Annotated in this window: 15 protein-coding genes; 6 read left to right on the top strand and 9 right to left on the bottom strand. The window is 56.4% G+C overall.

Annotated features, from left to right (window positions below; all coding sequences use genetic code 11):
- Positions 1–15: 15 nt before the first annotated feature.
- From mdh to GGR91_RS11410, 6 genes are all read right to left on the bottom strand, one after another.
- Positions 16–978, bottom strand: coding sequence for a malate dehydrogenase (gene mdh / locus GGR91_RS11435; protein WP_183942352.1), 963 nt, complete (start codon positions 976–978; stop codon positions 16–18).
- Between the two features lie 132 nt (positions 979–1,110).
- On the bottom strand, positions 1,111–2,553 hold the full coding sequence (locus GGR91_RS11430) for a M20/M25/M40 family metallo-hydrolase (protein ID WP_183942351.1): 1,443 nt from the start codon (positions 2,551–2,553) through the stop codon (positions 1,111–1,113).
- Positions 2,554–2,563: 10 nt separating this feature from the next.
- Positions 2,564–3,685: a cell division protein ZapE gene (zapE, locus tag GGR91_RS11425; protein ID WP_246337199.1), complete on the bottom strand. Its 1,122-nt coding sequence runs from the start codon at positions 3,683–3,685 to the stop codon at positions 2,564–2,566.
- Positions 3,682–4,134 (bottom strand): PaaI family thioesterase, encoded by a 453-nt coding sequence (locus GGR91_RS11420; RefSeq protein WP_246337198.1) that lies wholly within the window; start codon positions 4,132–4,134, stop codon positions 3,682–3,684. The genes zapE and GGR91_RS11420 overlap by 4 nt, the downstream gene beginning before the upstream one ends.
- A gap of 15 nt (positions 4,135–4,149) precedes the next feature.
- Positions 4,150–4,929, bottom strand: coding sequence for a succinate dehydrogenase iron-sulfur subunit (locus tag GGR91_RS11415; RefSeq protein ID WP_183942350.1), 780 nt, complete (start codon positions 4,927–4,929; stop codon positions 4,150–4,152).
- A gap of 71 nt (positions 4,930–5,000) precedes the next feature.
- Positions 5,001–6,338: a hemolysin family protein gene (locus tag GGR91_RS11410; RefSeq protein ID WP_183942349.1), complete on the bottom strand. Its 1,338-nt coding sequence runs from the start codon at positions 6,336–6,338 to the stop codon at positions 5,001–5,003.
- A 147-nt stretch (positions 6,339–6,485) separates the two neighbouring features.
- On the opposite strand from GGR91_RS11410, the gene GGR91_RS11405 reads away from it, so the two are divergent.
- On the top strand, positions 6,486–7,154 hold the full coding sequence (locus GGR91_RS11405; protein WP_183942348.1) for an OmpA family protein: 669 nt from the start codon (positions 6,486–6,488) through the stop codon (positions 7,152–7,154).
- Between the two features lie 7 nt (positions 7,155–7,161).
- Here GGR91_RS11405 and GGR91_RS11400 read toward each other — a convergent pair whose 3' ends face one another.
- On the bottom strand, positions 7,162–8,385 hold the full coding sequence (locus GGR91_RS11400; RefSeq protein ID WP_183942347.1) for an FAD-dependent monooxygenase: 1,224 nt from the start codon (positions 8,383–8,385) through the stop codon (positions 7,162–7,164).
- Positions 8,386–8,550: 165 nt separating this feature from the next.
- Between GGR91_RS11400 and GGR91_RS11395 the strand changes: the two genes are divergently transcribed.
- The 5 genes from GGR91_RS11395 to GGR91_RS11375 all read left to right on the top strand — a co-directional run bounded on the left by GGR91_RS11395 (position 8,551) and on the right by GGR91_RS11375 (position 14,435).
- Positions 8,551–10,875: an FtsK/SpoIIIE family DNA translocase gene (locus GGR91_RS11395; RefSeq protein WP_183942346.1), complete on the top strand. Its 2,325-nt coding sequence runs from the start codon at positions 8,551–8,553 to the stop codon at positions 10,873–10,875.
- A gap of 64 nt (positions 10,876–10,939) precedes the next feature.
- Positions 10,940–11,563, top strand: a complete 624-nt coding sequence (locus GGR91_RS11390) for a LolA family protein (protein WP_183942345.1) — start codon at positions 10,940–10,942, stop codon at positions 11,561–11,563.
- Between the two features lie 287 nt (positions 11,564–11,850).
- Positions 11,851–12,657, top strand: a complete 807-nt coding sequence (xth, locus tag GGR91_RS11385) for an exodeoxyribonuclease III (protein WP_183942344.1) — start codon at positions 11,851–11,853, stop codon at positions 12,655–12,657.
- Positions 12,654–13,718 carry a GTP cyclohydrolase II gene (gene ribA / locus GGR91_RS11380; RefSeq protein WP_183942343.1) on the top strand — a complete coding sequence of 355 codons (1,065 nt, stop codon included), beginning with the start codon at positions 12,654–12,656 and terminating at the stop codon, positions 13,716–13,718. The genes xth and ribA overlap by 4 nt, the downstream gene beginning before the upstream one ends.
- 63 nt (positions 13,719–13,781) lie before the next feature.
- Complete coding sequence (locus tag GGR91_RS11375; RefSeq protein WP_183942342.1) at positions 13,782–14,435, top strand: Crp/Fnr family transcriptional regulator; 654 nt, start codon at positions 13,782–13,784, stop codon at positions 14,433–14,435.
- Between the two features lie 3 nt (positions 14,436–14,438).
- Here GGR91_RS11375 and GGR91_RS11370 read toward each other — a convergent pair whose 3' ends face one another.
- Both GGR91_RS11370 and msrB read right to left on the bottom strand, forming a co-directional pair.
- Complete coding sequence (locus GGR91_RS11370; RefSeq protein ID WP_183942341.1) at positions 14,439–16,475, bottom strand: transglycosylase domain-containing protein; 2,037 nt, start codon at positions 16,473–16,475, stop codon at positions 14,439–14,441.
- 45 nt (positions 16,476–16,520) lie between these two features.
- Positions 16,521–16,913 (bottom strand): peptide-methionine (R)-S-oxide reductase MsrB, encoded by a 393-nt coding sequence (gene msrB / locus GGR91_RS11365; RefSeq protein ID WP_183942340.1) that lies wholly within the window; start codon positions 16,911–16,913, stop codon positions 16,521–16,523.
- Between the last annotated feature and the right edge of the window lie 30 nt (positions 16,914–16,943).

Below are 16,943 nucleotides of genomic sequence, written 5' to 3'. Positions count from 1 at the left end.
AATTCGGGGGTTCGCTTAGTTCAGCGAGGAATCAATTGCCTTACATGCGACAAGCAGTTCTTTGACCGCATCGACGCTGACCGCAAGGTTACCCTTGGCTTCGTCATCAAGCGCGATTTCGACGACCTTTTCAACGCCGCCAGCACCAATGACGACGGGTACGCCGACATATAGATTGTCGACGCCATATTGGCCGGTCAGATGCACAGCAGCTGGAAGAACGCGCTTTTGGTCGTTCAAATAAGCTTCGGCCATCGCAATGCCGCTGGTTGCCGGCGCATAGAACGCAGAGCCGGTTTTAAGCAGACCAACGATCTCGCCGCCGCCGCTGCGCGTGCGCTGCACGATTGCGTCAATGCGCTCCTGAGTCGAAAAGCCCATTTTGATAAGGTCTGGAACCGGAATGCCCGATACGGTCGAATATTGAATGACGGGCACCATCGTGTCGCCATGACCGCCAAGCACGAAGCTGGTGACGTCTTTGACCGACACATTGAATTCGTCCGCAAGGAAGTGGCTGAAACGTGCGGAATCGAGAACGCCTGCCATGCCGACAACCATGTGGTGCGGTAGACCGGAGAATTCGCGCAGCGCCCATACCATCGCGTCGAGCGGGTTGGTGATGCAGATGACGAATGCGTTTGGCGCGTTCGCGGCAATGCCTTCGCCCACGGCCTTCATGACCTTCAGGTTGATGCCAAGCAAATCATCGCGGCTCATGCCGGGCTTCCGCGCAACACCGGCGGTGACGATGATCACGTCGGCGCCAGCAATGTCGGCATAATCATTGGTGCCCGTAATCTTGGCATCAAAGCCTTCGACCGGACCGCATTGCGACAGGTCAAGCGCCTTGCCCTGGGGAACGCCTTCAACAACGTCGAACAAGACGATGTCGCCGAGGCCTTTCAATGCTGCGAGGTGAGCAAGCGTGCCGCCGATATTACCGGCGCCAATAAGCGCAATTTTTTTGCGAGCCATACAAAACTGTCCTTCCCTTAGGGCTTTTTAGCGGAATTGCGGCGTCGTTACGCCGAATCGCTGTGGATAACAACCCAATAAAGGTCCAAAGTTCAGGCTTTTTATGATAACAGTTCGCAATAGCGATAGCGTTTATTTTCCAGCGAGTTCGGTGAGCATCAACTTCCAGTGAACCACGTTATCATGAAGGGCTTGCACCGGAAGACGCTCGTCCTTGCCATGCGCTCTGAAATCGACGGGAACCACGACCCATCCACCATTTACACCGTAAATCGGGATGCCTGCGATGCGGAATGGACGTGCATCGCTCGCCCCGGTCGACATCTCGGGCGAAATCGGTGCACCGGGATGCAACGTGCGGATGGCTTTGGTAAACGCATTCACGACGTCTGGCCGTAATGGCGAAGACAGTGACGCAACATAATCGTCGTTACGAGACACGATGACCTCTGGATCCGCGACGATCGCCGCCAGGTTCTTTTGCACGTCGTTTGGATCAACGCCGGGAAAAATACGGCAGTTAATCATCGCGGTCGCCAATTGCGGCAGGGCATTGTCAGCGTGACCGGCAAAAAGCCGTGTTGGAACGCAGCGTGTGCGGGTCAGGCCAACCTCGGCCTCGTCAGCCTCAATGATGTCTGCGGCGGCGCCATCATTGGGGTTTGCCAACCAAGCACGCATGGCATCGCCCAACGCACCCTTTTCCTGTTTCTGTCGTTCGGTAAAATATGCGCGCGTTGTTTCGCTGAGCATTGGTTCAAACCGGTGCGCTTCAATTTTCTCCACGGCATGTGCCAGAGTGTAGATCGCATTATCTTTGCGTGGCTTGGATGAATGACCGCCACGATTGCGCACAGTCAGCGTGTAACCGGCAAAGGTTTTTTCAGCCGTCTGCATCAGAAAGCCGGCACTCCGCCCGTCCGGAAAAAATCCGCCGCCGCCGCCATCTGCGTTCAGGCCATATTCGACGTTCAATTTGTCTTTCCATTCGGACGCGCCTTTATCGGCGCCGATGCCATTGGTTTCTTCGTCCCCTGTAAAGAAGACGACGATATCGCGGGTTGGCTTGAAACCAGATGCTTTCAGGTCAATCAGCGCCTGCGTAATGGCAACGATGCCATCCTTCATATCGATGGTGCCGCGACCATAATAATAACCATCCTTCTGCGTCAGAACGAAGGGATCGGTCGTTGAATCTTCGCGCTTCGCCTCGACGACGTCCATATGGCCCATTAACATGATCGGCTTCGCCTTGGCTTTGCCCGGCGCGCGCCAACGAACGATAAGTGCAGCCGTTTTCTCTGTTACCTTGGCAATAGGGTCAGTGCTGTCATAGGAAACAACTTCAACATCTTCAGCAGGAAAACCGGCGGCCTTATATTGGTCGGCAAGATAGTTCGCCATTTCAGGAACTTTACCCCGACCAAAGACCGTAGGGATATTGACCACGTGCTCGAACATATCATGCGTCGCCTTCTGGCGCTCAGCTGATACTTTCACAGTTGCCGGTGTTGCAGCCATCGCAGGCACCGCGCCCAACAAAGCTGTCGAAATCAACAAGGTTTTCACGCGCATAAATACTCTCCTATTCGTCGGCACCGTGACCCAGTGCTAGATATTCTTCTGACTGCATCTCCAGCAATCGAGACACCGTGCGTTCAAATTCGAAACGTCCATCGCCCTGCGTGTATAGAGCATCGGGCAAAGCATCGGCGCTTGCAAGCAGCTTTACGCGGTATTCGTACAACGCATCAATCAACGTCACAAATCGCGCCGCTTCATTGCGGTTGTGCGGCCCAAGCACGGGAATGCCCACCATCAGCACCGTATGGAATCGCCGCGCGATCGCCAGATAGTCAGAGGCACCGCGTGCCTCAGCGCACAGACGCTTGAACGAGAAAACGGCGACGCCCTTTAGCGCCTTTGGCACATGCAGCGTCCGACCACCGCCCACGTCCAGTTCTAACGTGGGAACATGTGCGCGGTCCTCGGGCGGGTAATCCGTCATGCGGAAGAATGTTTCCGAAAGCGCGGCCGTCGCTTCGGCGCCATTGGGTACGAGCCAGGTTTTGGCATTGCCCAAACGGTCGCGCCGATAGTCTGTCGGGCCATCGAGCGCAAAAATATCAAGGCTGTCTTTGATCAACGCGATGAACGGCAAAAACAGCTGGCGGTTGAGGCCGTCCTTATACAGGTCATCGGGGTGCCGGTTTGATGTTGTGACCACCGTGACGCCTGCGGCAATCAATCCCGCGAAAAGCCGCGACATAATTGCTGCATCGGCCATGTTGTTGACGACCATTTCGTCAAAGCACAGCAACCGCGCTTCATCCGCCAGTGCCGCGACCACGGGCGGAATAGGATCGCCTTTTTCTTTTGCGCGCTCAACCTTTAGCCGCGCGTGGATATCCAGCATGAACTCGTGGAAATGCGCACGACGTTTCCGCTTGATCTGCACGCTCTCGAAAAACAGGTCCATGAGCATGGATTTCCCGCGCCCGACGCCGCCCCATAAATATAATCCGCGCGCCGGGTCTGGCTTGCGCCCCAAGAAACGCCACATTGTGCTTCCGCGGGGTGGCACAGCCTCAAGCTCTGCTTGCACTTTCGCCAGCGCCAAAACGGCTTTGGCTTGATCAGCATCAGGCTTCAGTTCGCTTGCACTGACAAGGGCTGCGTGCTTATCCGTGACCGAGGCGGGCATCATTTCTGACTGGGTTTTCGGATCGTCCCTGAAAACGCTGCGACGCGGGACTCGCCTTGCGAGACAATGCCGCGCATGAACAGCAGGCGACCCGTTTCTTTTAAAAGTTCGACCTCTGCCTCAAGTGGCTCGCCGATCACGCCAGCGCCAATGAACTGCACCGATAGGTCAAGCGTAACGGCAGCGCCCGCCTCAATCAGGCCAAACATCCGCGATGCGCCAAACATGGCCACGTCGATAAAACCGAGCGTGACGCCGCCATGCACCGCGTCGCGCAAGTTGCTGTGCCGGTGTTCGGGAAACATGCGCAGGCGTGCTTTATGATGGCCTTCACTGCGCACCAGCATTTTGCCGAGGACCGTGCCATTATAGCGCGTGGCGTCGGTCATCTGCCAGTTTAGCCAACCGGGATTGTCCGGATCCGGACTGCTATCAAAAGCGGGTGTGTCCAACTGCCGTCCCGTAAATTAAAGGTGGCGTTCGGCAACCATCTTCTTGGTTTCAGCAATGGCCTTTGCAGGGTTCAGACCCTTGGGGCATGCGTTCGCGCAGTTCATGATCGTGTGGCAGCGATACAGACGGAACGGATCTTCCAGCTCATCCAAACGCTCACCGGTCATTTCGTCACGGCTATCGGCCAACCAGCGATAGGCCTGAAGCAAGATGGCTGGGCCCAAAAACTTGTCGCTGTTCCACCAATAAGACGGGCAGCTTGTCGAGCAACATGCGCACAAGATGCACTCATACAGACCATCCAGCTTTGCGCGGTCTTCAGGCGACTGAAGGCGCTCCTTGCCCGATGGTTCAGGTGTAACTGTCTGCAGCCATGGCTTGATCGACGCATATTGCGCATAAAAATGGGTGAAGTCAGGAACGAGATCCTTGATAACTTCCATATGCGGCAGCGGAGTCAGTGTGACTTCGCTTTTGCAATCTTCGATTGCCGTGGTGCACGCGAGGCCATTTTTGCCGTCGATGTTCATCGAACATGAACCACAAATGCCTTCGCGGCATGAACGGCGGAATGTCAGCGACGAATCCTGTTCGCCCTTCATCTTGATCAGCGCGTCGAGGACCATTGGGCCGCAGGATTCGGTGTCGACTTCAAAGGTGTCGTAACGTGGGTTTTCGCCGCTATCGGGATCGTAACGATATACCTTGAATTTCTTGACTTTCCCGTCGGTTTTCGCGGCGTGAACAGTGCCCTTTTGGACCTTGCTGTTCTTTGGGAGGAAGAAATCGGCCATATCAATATCCTGCTGTCGTCGTGACGTGTAATTCCATATCTGCCAAACGCCCTAACCAAGCGTTTGTGCAATCACAAGCCCTCAACTGCGTCCGTTCGAGTTGCTTTTTCTGCAAGTCGGACGCGCAGCTTGTCGATTTTGCGGCCATCCATATCCACAACTTCAAAATGCCAGCCTTGGTCGCGGAAGGATTCGCCCTCTTCGGGTAAGTGCCGCAAGATGTGTAGGACATGGCCGGCAGCGGTCGCGTAATCGCGGTCTTCGGGCAGATCAATCGACAGCGCGTCTGCCATTGCGTCGGCGGACATTGCGCCCGACACGAGCATGGAGCCGTCGTCCAATGTGATGATGTTCGGCGCGCTACCTTGCGCCTGATCCGATGCAAATTCACCCGCAATCGCTGCCAAAAGGTCGTTCGGCGTTACGATTCCTTCAAAATGGCCATATTCATCATGGACCAGCAGCATCGGCACATCGGACGAACGCAGGATTTCGAGTGCGTCCATGGCATCAAGTTGATCAGGGATGATTTCGGCGCGACGCATCAGGCTGCGGATATCCAGGCTTTCCCCGCGAATCTGCGCAGCAACGATATCGCGTGATTGGACAACGCCAATGATATCGTCACCGTCTTCGCCTGTGACGGGCAGCCGCGTGTGCAGCGAATTTAACAGCGAATCGCGGACATCATCTTCAGAAGCGTCCGCTGCAATACGGTCGACGTCGGTCCGTGGCGTCATGACCTCACGCACCGGACGGTCGGCCAGCCGCACAACGCCGGCAATGACCTTATGTTCATGCTCTTCAATGATGCCTGCATGGGTCGCCTCGGCGAACACCATACGCAATTCCTCGGCACTCAGTGCGTCACGGGTATCGCGGCGCAGCCCAAGTGCACGGAATATGGTCGCGCTGGATTTATCAAGGGTCCAGACAATCGGCGCGGTCACGCGTGCCAGCATCTCCATTGGCCCCGCCATGGTGACGGCGATTCTTTCGGGCGCAATGAGCGCAAATTGCTTGGGGACCAGTTCGCCGACCACCAAGGATGCGTAAGTCGTGATGCTGATGACAAGCCCGAACCCCAAAGTTTCGGCCCATTCCTTGCCCATGCCCAAAAGAGCGATGCGCTCTGCCACTGGCCCGCCCAGCGTAGACCCCGAATACGCACCGGCAATAATACCAATGAGTGTGATGCCGATCTGTACGGTGGACAGAAACTTGCCCGGGTCTCGTCCCAACCGAAGGGCGGCCGCCGCACCGCGTTTTCCGTCTTCTGCCATAGCCTTTAGTTTCGCTGTGCGCGCTGAAACGATGGCAAGTTCAGACATGGCAAACACACCGTTCAGGGCAATGAGAGCCAATATCGTTGCGGCATCAAACCACGGGAAAGGATGAAGAGGTTCCATAGGGACCAGATTCCCATAGTGCCAACGCCAGCGCTTTGGCAACAAAATGCCGCAAACTGTGTTATCGTCAGAAGATGCAACCCGGCCAACGATAATCGCAGGTTCATCATGGGCGTCCCAAATGGGGCATCCTAGCTGAAAGGGAAAATGATGAAGAAGAATCAATTGATAACGCTGTCGCTTATGGCCGCTATGCTGCCGCTATCGGCATGTGTGACCGACCCGGAAACCGGCCAGCGCACGATTTCGAAGGCGGCACTTGGCGGTGTTGGCGGTGCATTGGGTGGATATTTGCTTGGCGACCTTATTGGCGGCCGTCGTGATCGCACGGAAAAGATTGTCGGCGCAGGTATTGGCGCATTGGCCGGTGCGGGTGTTGGCTATTATATGGACGAACAAGAAAGAAAGCTGCGTCAGCAAACGGCGGGCACAGGGGTTAATGTTATTCGCGATGGCGACAATCTCGTTCTCGATATGCCGTCAGAAGTCACCTTTGGTGTTGATAGCGCGAATATCGATGCGGGTTTCCGCAATACGCTGGATCAGGTCGCATCCACGCTGACGCAATATGAAAAAACCTATATCGACGTCATGGGCCACACCGATTCCACCGGGTCGGATGCCTATAACCAGTCGTTATCGGAACGCCGTGCGTCGGCGGTTGCCAGCTATCTGACCTCGCGTGGCGTTCAGTCCGCGCGTCTTGCAACGCGTGGTTATGGTGAGAGCCAGCCAAAGGCGAGCAATCTGGACGAAGCCGGTCGCGCGGCGAACCGCCGTGTCGAAATCCGACTGGTACCTGTTACCCAGGGATAATGCGGATTTAAACGGCAACACCCTGAAGCAATTTGGGCAGCGCGCCACTTTCGCCCCGCGCTTCGGCCATGAAAAATGCCTTGGCCGGGGCAGCGCGTTGCACCATTGCCATTCCGAAACGCCGGACCGCCGACGCGGTTTTGCCGGGAATGGAAAAAAGGCGGTTCAAGCCATCGGTCGATACCGCGATCAGCAACGTATCAATGCTGCGCCACCGGCTATAGCGATCGAGCAATTGCGCATCGCCAAAATCCAGACCCAGCCGCATCCCGTCGACCAATACTTCGGTCAATGCCGCAACGTCGCGCAGGCCAAGGTTCAACCCCTGACCCGCGATGGGGTGAATGCCATGCGCGCTGTCGCCAATCAGTACCAGCCGTTCAGCCGTGATGTTGGCCGCATGGTGGAACCCAAGCTTGTACGACGACAAAGGCGCGGCGATCTCAACTTGTCCCAATATGCCGCCCATCGCCTTTTCCAGCTCCGCGGCATATCCACGCGGCGATAACTTCATATATCCCGGCGCATCTGCGGCATCGACCGACCAAACGATCGCTGAACGGTGCCGCCCGTCGTCCGCATCCAACATGGGCAAGACGGCAAATGGGCCTGACGGATAAAAAATCTCGTAAGCGATGTTGTTGTGGGAGTGTTCGTGGAAGATCGCACCGACCATGGCGCTATGGTCATATTGCCAGTGCGCAATATTGATTCCCATTTCCTCGCGCGTCTGGCTTTGCCGCCCTTCGGCGACAATCATCAGATCAGCGGTCAAAACTTTGCCATCATCCAGATGCACGGAGGCGCGCCCTGAATCCTGTGATTTGTGGGTGATGTTGGCGGGCATGTGCAATTGGATCGCATCGCTTTCCAGCGCCGCATTGTACAACACGCCGCGCAAGAAGCGGCTTTCAAACATTTGGCCCAAGAAGCCGTCATCTTCGGCTGGTGCGAAATCCAGCGATCCGGGCTTCAGGCTATCGCTCACCCAAATCTTTTCAATCGGGCAGCCTTTTCCCGCCAATGCGTCGCCCAATCCAATGGCTTCGAACAGTTTATAGCTCGAGCTCGATATGGCAAAAGTGCGGCCGTCAAAGCCTGCTTGCAGCATGCTCGCCTGATCGGCGCGGTCGATGACATGGCTGGTGATGCCATGTGCAGCCAATGCCAGTGCTTGCGTAAGCCCGATGAGCCCGCCGCCGATAATGATGACGTCTGCTTTGTGATTCATATTGCCCCTATGCCGCAACAGATGGGCGGACTCAAAGGATGATTTTGACCGTAGGCCATCCGCATTGGCAGCAATCTTCAACCTGTAATACTTGACGGCGAGTCCAGCGACAGCGAAAAGGGGACGTTCGGCCGTTGGCGGCTACCCATATATGGCAATATAATCATGGCCTCGCGCATTTCTAAATTTACCTCAAAAACGAACATGGCCAATTGGCGGAATATGATGCGCGCGTCGCTGATCCGTAGCAGCACCTTGTTTGGCGCGGCTGTGCTTGGCCTGTTTGCGGTGTTTTATGGCTTTGCGGTGCTTAGCTATTCGGCTGGCGATGCGGCGTTCAATAGCGCGGCTGCAGATGTGCAGCACAACTGGATGGGCCAAAGCGGCGCCTATGTGTCCGACATCGTCCTGTTTCTATTTGGCGTTCCGGCCATTTTCCTGTTCCCGTTGATGCTGGTGTTTGCACGACGCTTGTGGCGGGCCGTCCCGCAGCCGCAGTGGAAACGGCAGCTTACATTATGCATTGTCGGCATGCTGCTGATCGGGTTTGGCATGGCCTATTGGCAGCACGGTAGCGACATTGGCTTGCCCGCTGGATGGGGCGGCGCGATTAATTTGCTGCTGGCAAATGCCGCCGTCGCTCTTGTTGGTCAAATCCACGGCGTATTCGGCACAATATTACGTGTTCTGCTCATTTTGGGCAGCTTAAGTGGTGGCGTGGCGTTGGTTGTTCGCGCGCTTGAGCTTGAGCGCCCGCTGTTCCGTATTCCTTCGTTGGCCATGCCTAAATTTTCAGGCCTGAAAAACGATCTGGGTGCCTTTGACGCAGACGATTCGGATGTTGCCCAAATTATCGAGCCAAAGCCGCCGCGTAAGGCTGTCGAGCCCGAATTACGCAAGCCCCCCGTGATTGAAGACCGCACGCTGGCGCCGAAAAAAGCGGCGTTCTCAACCGGCGCGCGGCAGGGTGACTTCTTTGGCAGCTTTGTTTTACCATCGCTTGACCTGCTGGATCCGCCGCCCGCCATTTCAGTGCCAAAGCTCGACAAGACGGCGCTGGAAGCAAATGCGCGCTTGTTGGAATCGGTGCTGGATGACTTTCACGTCAAAGGACAGATTGTTGCGGTGCGTCCGGGACCCGTGGTCACGATGTACGAGTTGGAACCTGCGGCGGGCATCAAATCCAGCCGGGTGATCCAGCTGGCAGAAGATATTGCGCGCAACATGTCCGCTTTGTCCGCGCGTGTTTCGACGATACCGGGCCGCACCGTCATGGGTATTGAACTGCCCAACGCCCATCGCGAGGCTGTGGTGTTTCAGGAAATGGTCGGATCAGACGCCTTTGCCGATCAAAAGGGCGCTTTGCCGATAATTTTGGGTAAGAATATCTCCGGCGATCCCGTCATCGCTGATCTCGCCCCGATGCCGCATTTGTTGGTCGCAGGTACAACCGGCTCGGGTAAATCGGTTGGCCTCAACTGCATGATATTGTCGCTGCTCTATCGTCTGACGCCGGACCAGTGCCGGATGATCATGATCGATCCCAAGATGCTTGAATTGAGCAGCTATGACGATATTCCGCATCTGTTGTCCCCTGTTGTAACGGAGCCTGCCAAAGCCATTCGCGCGCTCAAATGGGCGGTTGAGCAGATGGAAGAACGCTACCGGATGATGTCATCGCTGGGCGTGCGCAACCTTGCAAACTTCAACGAAAAAGTACGCGGCGCAAAGGCAAAGGGTGCGCCATTGGGCCGTAAGGTGCAGATTGGGTATGACCCGATGACCGGCCAGCCGCAATATGAGGAAGAAAGCTTGGCCTATGAGCCAATGCCGCAGATCGTCATCATCGTGGACGAGCTGGCCGACCTTATGATGACAGCGGGTAAGGAAGTCGAATTCCTTATTCAACGCCTCGCGCAAAAGGCACGTGCCGCGGGTATTCACCTCATCATGGCGACGCAGCGGCCATCGGTTGATGTTATCACCGGCGTTATCAAGGCGAACTTGCCGACGCGCATTTCTTTCCATGTGACCTCGAAAATTGATAGCCGTACCATCTTGGGCGAACAGGGTGCGGAACAGCTTCTGGGTAAGGGCGACATGTTGTATATGGCGGGCGGCCGCGGGCTGACGCGTATCCATGGTCCGTTTGTCTCCGATGATGAAGTCCGCCGCGTGGCAGACCATTGGCGTGGCCAAGGGCAACCCGAATATATTCAGGCGGTGACCGAAGAACCCGAAGATGGCGGCTTTGACTTTGGCGGAATGGGCGGCGATGACAGCGAGGAAGATGCGCAATATCGCAAGGCGTGCCAGATCGTGTTTGAAAGCCAGAAGGCATCAACGAGCTGGATTCAGCGTCAGCTGCGGATTGGTTATAACAGCGCAGCCCGGTTGATTGATCGCATGGAAGAAGACGGCTTCATCACCGCGCCGAACCATATCGGCCGCCGCGAAGTGCTTCGTGACCGGACCGGTGAGCCGCTGTAGACGTTAAGACGGGGTTCAAGGCGGTTGCCGTAGCCGCGATTGAACCTCTTCCAAGGAAACCAGAATGACCTTTCGAAATTACGCCTTAATGCTCGCGCCCGTTGCCTTGATCGCAGCCGCGCCGTCGACCGCGCAATCGCAGGCGGAACGCATGGCGCGCGTGACCACGCATATGAAGACGGTGGGCACAATGACCGCGAACTTCACCCAGACGGATCGCAACGGCGGGGCGGTAACGGGCAAGCTTTTGCTCAAGCGCCCCGGCCATGTGCGCTTTGAATATCAAAAAGATGTGCCGTTGTTGATTGTCGCCGATGGGCGCGCACTGACCATGGTCGACTATGAAGTCAAACAAGTGCAGCGCTGGCCAATCCGTAATAGCCCGCTCGCCGCGTTGCTTGACCCGGGCAAGGATTTGGCGCGCTTTGGCAAACTGGTCCCCACATCGACAGACGATGTCATCAGCGTGGAAGTTCGCGACCCGAAGCGGCCTGAATATGGCACCATTACAATGATATTCGTCAACAAGCCCGGCGCGCCTGGTGGGTTGACGCTGAACGGATGGGTTGCGCTTGATTCCAAAAACAATCGCACAAGCATCCGACTCAGCAACGTCAGCTATAATGGCGCAATCGCCGACGGCGCATTTTCATGGAAAGACCCACGGCCTGTCAGGCGGAAATCTTAAAATCGGTCGACGAACCGATGCTGATGACCGACAAGCTGCCAATCTGAACAAATTTGTTCATGTGAACGACAGGAAAGTCATCCTATAAATCGACGGTCAGCAATTGAGAATTCGTGTGGTTTTCCCCCCTGTTGCCCACGATGTTACATCGTCGCTGATACCCGCGTGACGAACGCAAGCTTAGCCCTCATCCCAAATGCCCCCGGGATGAGGGCTTTGCTTTTTTGGCGTGGATTTCACTTCACCGACTTGCTCCGGCCGCTTCTGGCATCTAGGGCCATATTCTTATGTCTCAGACCATCCGTATCGCCTCGTGGAATATCAATTCGGTTCGCGCCCGCATCGACATCGTCGAACGCTATCTGAAAGAAGAAGCGCCCGACGTCCTGTGCCTGCAGGAAACCAAAGTCATCGACAGTCTTTTTCCGGAGGGATTGTTTCGGCAGCTCGGCTATCGCCATATGGTTTTGAACGGTCAGCCCATGCATCATGGTGTCGCGATTGTCAGCAAGCTGCCTTTAATCAACCGCCGCGTTGAAGATTGGCAAGCGAATGGCGAAGCGCGGCATGTGGGTGCGGAGCTGAATGTCGATGCCGCAAAGGGCGTCCGGATCGACAATGTCTATATTCCGGCTGGCGGCGAAGTTCCCGACAGCGAAGTGAATTCGAAATTCGGACAAAAGCTTGGGTTCCTCTCGCGCATGACCGAGTGGTCGCGTGCGGTCACCAGCCCGACCATATTGACGGGTGATTTCAACGTTGCGCCGCTTGAGCATGATGTTTGGAGCCATAAACAGCTCGTCAATGTCGTCAGCCACACCAAGATTGAATGCGAACATCTGGCTGCGATTAAGGAAGCCGCAGACTGGGTCGATCTCGCGCGGCACTTTGTCGAACCGTCGAAGAAGCTTTACACATGGTGGAGCTACCGCGCGCAGGATTGGGAGACATCTGACCGTGGCCGCCGTCTTGACCATATGTGGGTGACGCCCGATTTGAAAGAGAAGGCCAAGTCGCATGTGGTGCACAAGCATGTGCGCGGATGGGGCAAGCCATCTGACCATGCGCCCATCGTCACGGAATTTGCCTTTTGAACGGTGCCCCCGCAATTGACGGCGATGCCCGCCGTGCGGCGCTGGCCATTGACGCGCTGCGTCGTGGCTGGGCGATCAATGTCGAACATCTCGGCCAACAGCTTTGTCTTTTGCCGATAGAAACCGCGCGCGACGTTTTGGGTGCGCACGCGATCCTGCTCTCTGCTAGTCGCGCGGCTACATTGAAACTCATGAACCAGCGCGCCGCCGCCGATACTGCTTTGCCGGTTATGATAAAGGCGCCAGCGGACCTTGATATCAACCTTGCACTGGCGGTGGCGGACCCAACGCTCGATTTGCGTTACCCAATGAAGGGGCCGTTTGAAGCATTGGCTCTTGCCGATGGACCTTCTGCGGCGGCGGCTATTGAGCTTGCGCGGCTTGCTGGGTTGCTTCCCGCCTTTTTGGTGTTGCCGGATTCGGGAAGTGCGTCGGCGACCGTATCCCCGCAGGATGTCGCTGCGTTTGACGATAGCGGGGCGTTGCACATTGCGGCGCGCGCACGGTTGCCGGTTGCTGCAAATGTCGATGCTGAAATCGTTGCATTTCGAACCGATGTGGACGCGTCAGACCATGTCGCGCTGTTGATCGGCAAACGCGATGGCACGCCGCCCGTGGTCCGATTGCACAGCGAGTGCCTGACGGGTGATGTCCTTGGCAGCCTGAAGTGCGATTGCGGCCCTCAATTGCACGAAGCGTTACAACAAATCTCCGACGCCAATTGGGGCATACTTTTATACTTGCGTCAGGAAGGCCGGGGTATTGGCCTGATCAACAAACTGCGTGCCTATGCGCTTCAGGATCAGGGATTTGATACCGTCGATGCAAATACCCGATTGGGCTTTGCCATTGATGCGCGCGATTTTTCGGTCGCCGCCCGCATGCTTGAACTGCTTGGCATATCCAACGTTCGGTTGCTTACGAACAATCCTGAAAAGGTTGAAGGCCTGAGGTCCGCAGGCATATCTGTCGAAGAGCGACTGCCGCTAAAAATCGCGGCGAACCCGCATAATGCGCATTATCTCGAAACGAAAAAGAGCCGCACGGGGCACGCGCTTTAGCCGCTTGCCTTAATCAGCTACGCATGATTTAACTTGGCTAATGCCGCAAGCTGGGGGCCTTGTGTGAAACAGACGGAACATCTGGCGCAAATTGCAGCCTGTTTCCACTGTCCGGATTTTGAGGCAAACCTCATTCTGGGTGGCGCGCAATATCGGGAATATGCCCACCGTGCCCCTGTTGCGTTTCGCGGCGACGTTTCGGCGCATCTCTACCTTGTTCTGGATGGCCTTGCTTCGGCCGATTTATACGGTCCCGACGGGCAATATGCCCGGTTGGTGGGGTATGGCGCCGGCGAATTATTTGGCGCGTATCCAACACCTGTCCGGCATCGTGCGGATATCGTGGCAGAGGGTTCGTTGTCGGTATTGATGATGGAGACGGCATTTATTTCAGGGCTGGCGCAATCGCACGCCCGTATCGCGCAGGGCATATCAGAATTCATGGCGCGTCAGCTTGACCTGCTGCTGGATCGTATGGCTGCCCGTATCGGCTTGTCGGCGAACGGGCGTTTCTATCAGGCATTGCTCTCGCGGGCCGATTCGGATGGTTGGATTAAGCCCTTGCCCGTTGTGTCGGCGATGGCCGTAGGCGTGAATACCACGCGGGAGACAGCGTCCCGTGCGCTGGCCCATCTGTTACGCAGAGGCATCGTGAAACGGCATGATCACGGGCTGGAGATTGTCTCTATCCGGATGTTGGAGGACCTGGTTATTTGAACCTTATTGCGGTTCGCGAACGCCCTCTTCGTCGCGTGACGATCTGGGTTCCCGGCGCCCGATAGCGCGCTCAATAAATGCGTCATCCAAAGGTTCTGGGTCAGTCGCTGGCATTGCACCAGGATCATCAAGCGCAGGGTCGCCCTCAATCGGCATGCCATTTTCGTCGAGCAGCAGTCCCTCGCCCCCTTCGCCAAGCAGAAAATCTTCGCCTTCTAATTGTTCGGGGAAGGTTACTTCGGTCGCAAAATTTTCAACGGGTCGGTCAGATACCGCAACCCGCATATAGGCTGCCCACGCTTGCGCTGGCGCACGGCCGCCTTCTAATCCGCCGATCGCACGCGCATCGTCGCGGCCCATCCAGACACCTGTTGTCAAACCACTGGAAAAGCCAAGGAACCAGCCGTCCTTGTTGCTGCTCGTGGTACCTGTCTTTCCTGCGACGGGACGGCCGATATTGGCAGCGCGGCCCGTGCCCGTTGCAACCGCGGTCTGCATGAGGTCCGTCATGGCGGCGGCGACCCAATCCTCCACCAATTGCACGGATCTGGCCGGCTTTGCCGTATATAAAATCTCGCCATCAATGGTGGTGACTTTGGAGATGCCATAAGGGGTAATGCTGCGGCCATTGGAACCCACGGATGCAAATGCCTGCGTCATGTCGATAACGCGGGTTTCCGATGTCCCAAGCACCATCGACGGCTGGGTGTTGATGGGCGTCGTTATGCCAAAACGGCGCGCCATGTTGGCTATGCTGCTGGTGCCAACCTCTTGCCCCAATTGCGCCGCGACAGTGTTTTTCGAATAGGCAAACGCCGTCCGCAGTGAAATTTCACCGGCGTACTGGCCGTTGCTGTTTTTGGGTTGCCAGCCTTCGATTTCAACGGGTTTATCTTCTACCATGTCTTCGGGACGGAACCCGGCTTCCAACGCGGCCAAGTAGACGAACAATTTCCAAGCTGAACCTGGTTGCCGGACCGCTGTGACCGCACGGTTATAATTGCTGGTGACATAATCGGTGCCGCCAACCATCGCTTTAACTGCGCCATCGCGGTCAATCGACACCAGCGCACCTTGCGCGCCGCGCGGTGCGTTGGCCGCTATCGCCGCCGTTGCCGCACGCTGCATTCGCAGGTCAAGCGTAGTCCAGACATCAATGGGTTTTTCGGTCTCGTCGATCAGGCCATCCAGCTGTGGCAAAACCCAATCGGTGAAATAGCGCACGCTGTCTTGCGGTTGCTGTTTCGCCATTTTCACGTCCGCTGGTTTCACCTCTGCGGCTTCGGCAGCGGAGATCATTCCGGCATCCTGCATCACTCCGACCACCACCGTGGCGCGGTCAATCGCAGCCTGTGCATCTGCTGTTGGCGAATAATGCGATGGCGCCTTAACAAGGCCTGCAATGATCGCGGCTTCGGCGAGGCTCAGATCTTCCGCGCCATGGTCGAAGAATTTCCGGCTCGCCGCATCAACACCATAAGCACCGCCGCCGAAATAGACCTTGTTCAGATATAATTCGAGTATCTGGTCCTTCGAGAATTTCGTTTCCATCGCCAGCGCAAGGATGACCTCGCGGATTTTGCGCCCGAATTCCTTGTTGCTGTTCAGGTAAATGTTGCGGGCCAGCTGCTGCGTGATCGTTGAACCCCCTTGGGTCCAGCGCCCCTCAACGGCACGTGCGTAAAATGACCGCGTGATCCCAATAGGATCGACACCCGGATGCATATAATAGCGCCGGTCTTCCACTGCGACCATCGCGCCCTTCATTTCAGACGGCAGCTGATCAATGCTCAGCCATCGGCCGAAACTTGGGCCAAGTGATTGGATAACGGTGCCATCGGCAGCACGGACGCGGATCATCTGGCCGTTGGGCGATGCCTTTAAATCTTCAAAGCTGTCGATTTCGCCGCGGGCAATGGCGACAAAAATGCCCAACACCATGACGCCGAGTAGCGCCGCGATAACGCCGGCTTTGATGATACGTAAAATCCACGTTCCCATTGGGCGACGTTCTTTCGAAATCTTGCGCGCGCGTGCCATTGCGCAAGGTGTTAATCGCTCATGGACTCGCCGACAAGCGCGTTCTTATTCGGGGTCGAATGTCAGCGCAGCGCTGTTGATGCAGTAACGTAAGCCTGTTGGCCCCGGACCATCGGGGAATACATGCCCCAAATGCCCTTCACAGGCCGCACAACGCACCTCGGTGCGGACCATGCCGTGCGAAACATCGATATGCTCATCAATGGCTTCACCGTCTGCAGGCGCGGTAAAGCTTGGCCAACCCGAACCACTGTCAAATTTGGTGTCAGATGCAAATAAGGTCGTGCCGCATCCGGCGCAGCGGAATTCGCCTTCGCGCTTTTCATCGGTCAATTTGCCCGCAAAGGCGCGCTCGGTTCCAGCCTCACGCAGAACATGATATTGGACCGGGTCCAATTCTGCGCGCCACTCGGCTTCGGACTTGATAATTTTTTCCATGAAACGGCCTTTCGTTGATGCGGATGTGGG

It is taken from the genome of Sphingorhabdus rigui (assembly GCF_014196595.1).
In the GTDB taxonomy this organism is placed as follows: Bacteria; Pseudomonadota; Alphaproteobacteria; order Sphingomonadales; family Sphingomonadaceae; genus Sphingorhabdus_B; species Sphingorhabdus_B rigui.
This window is presented reverse-complemented; position numbering and strand designations above follow the sequence as displayed.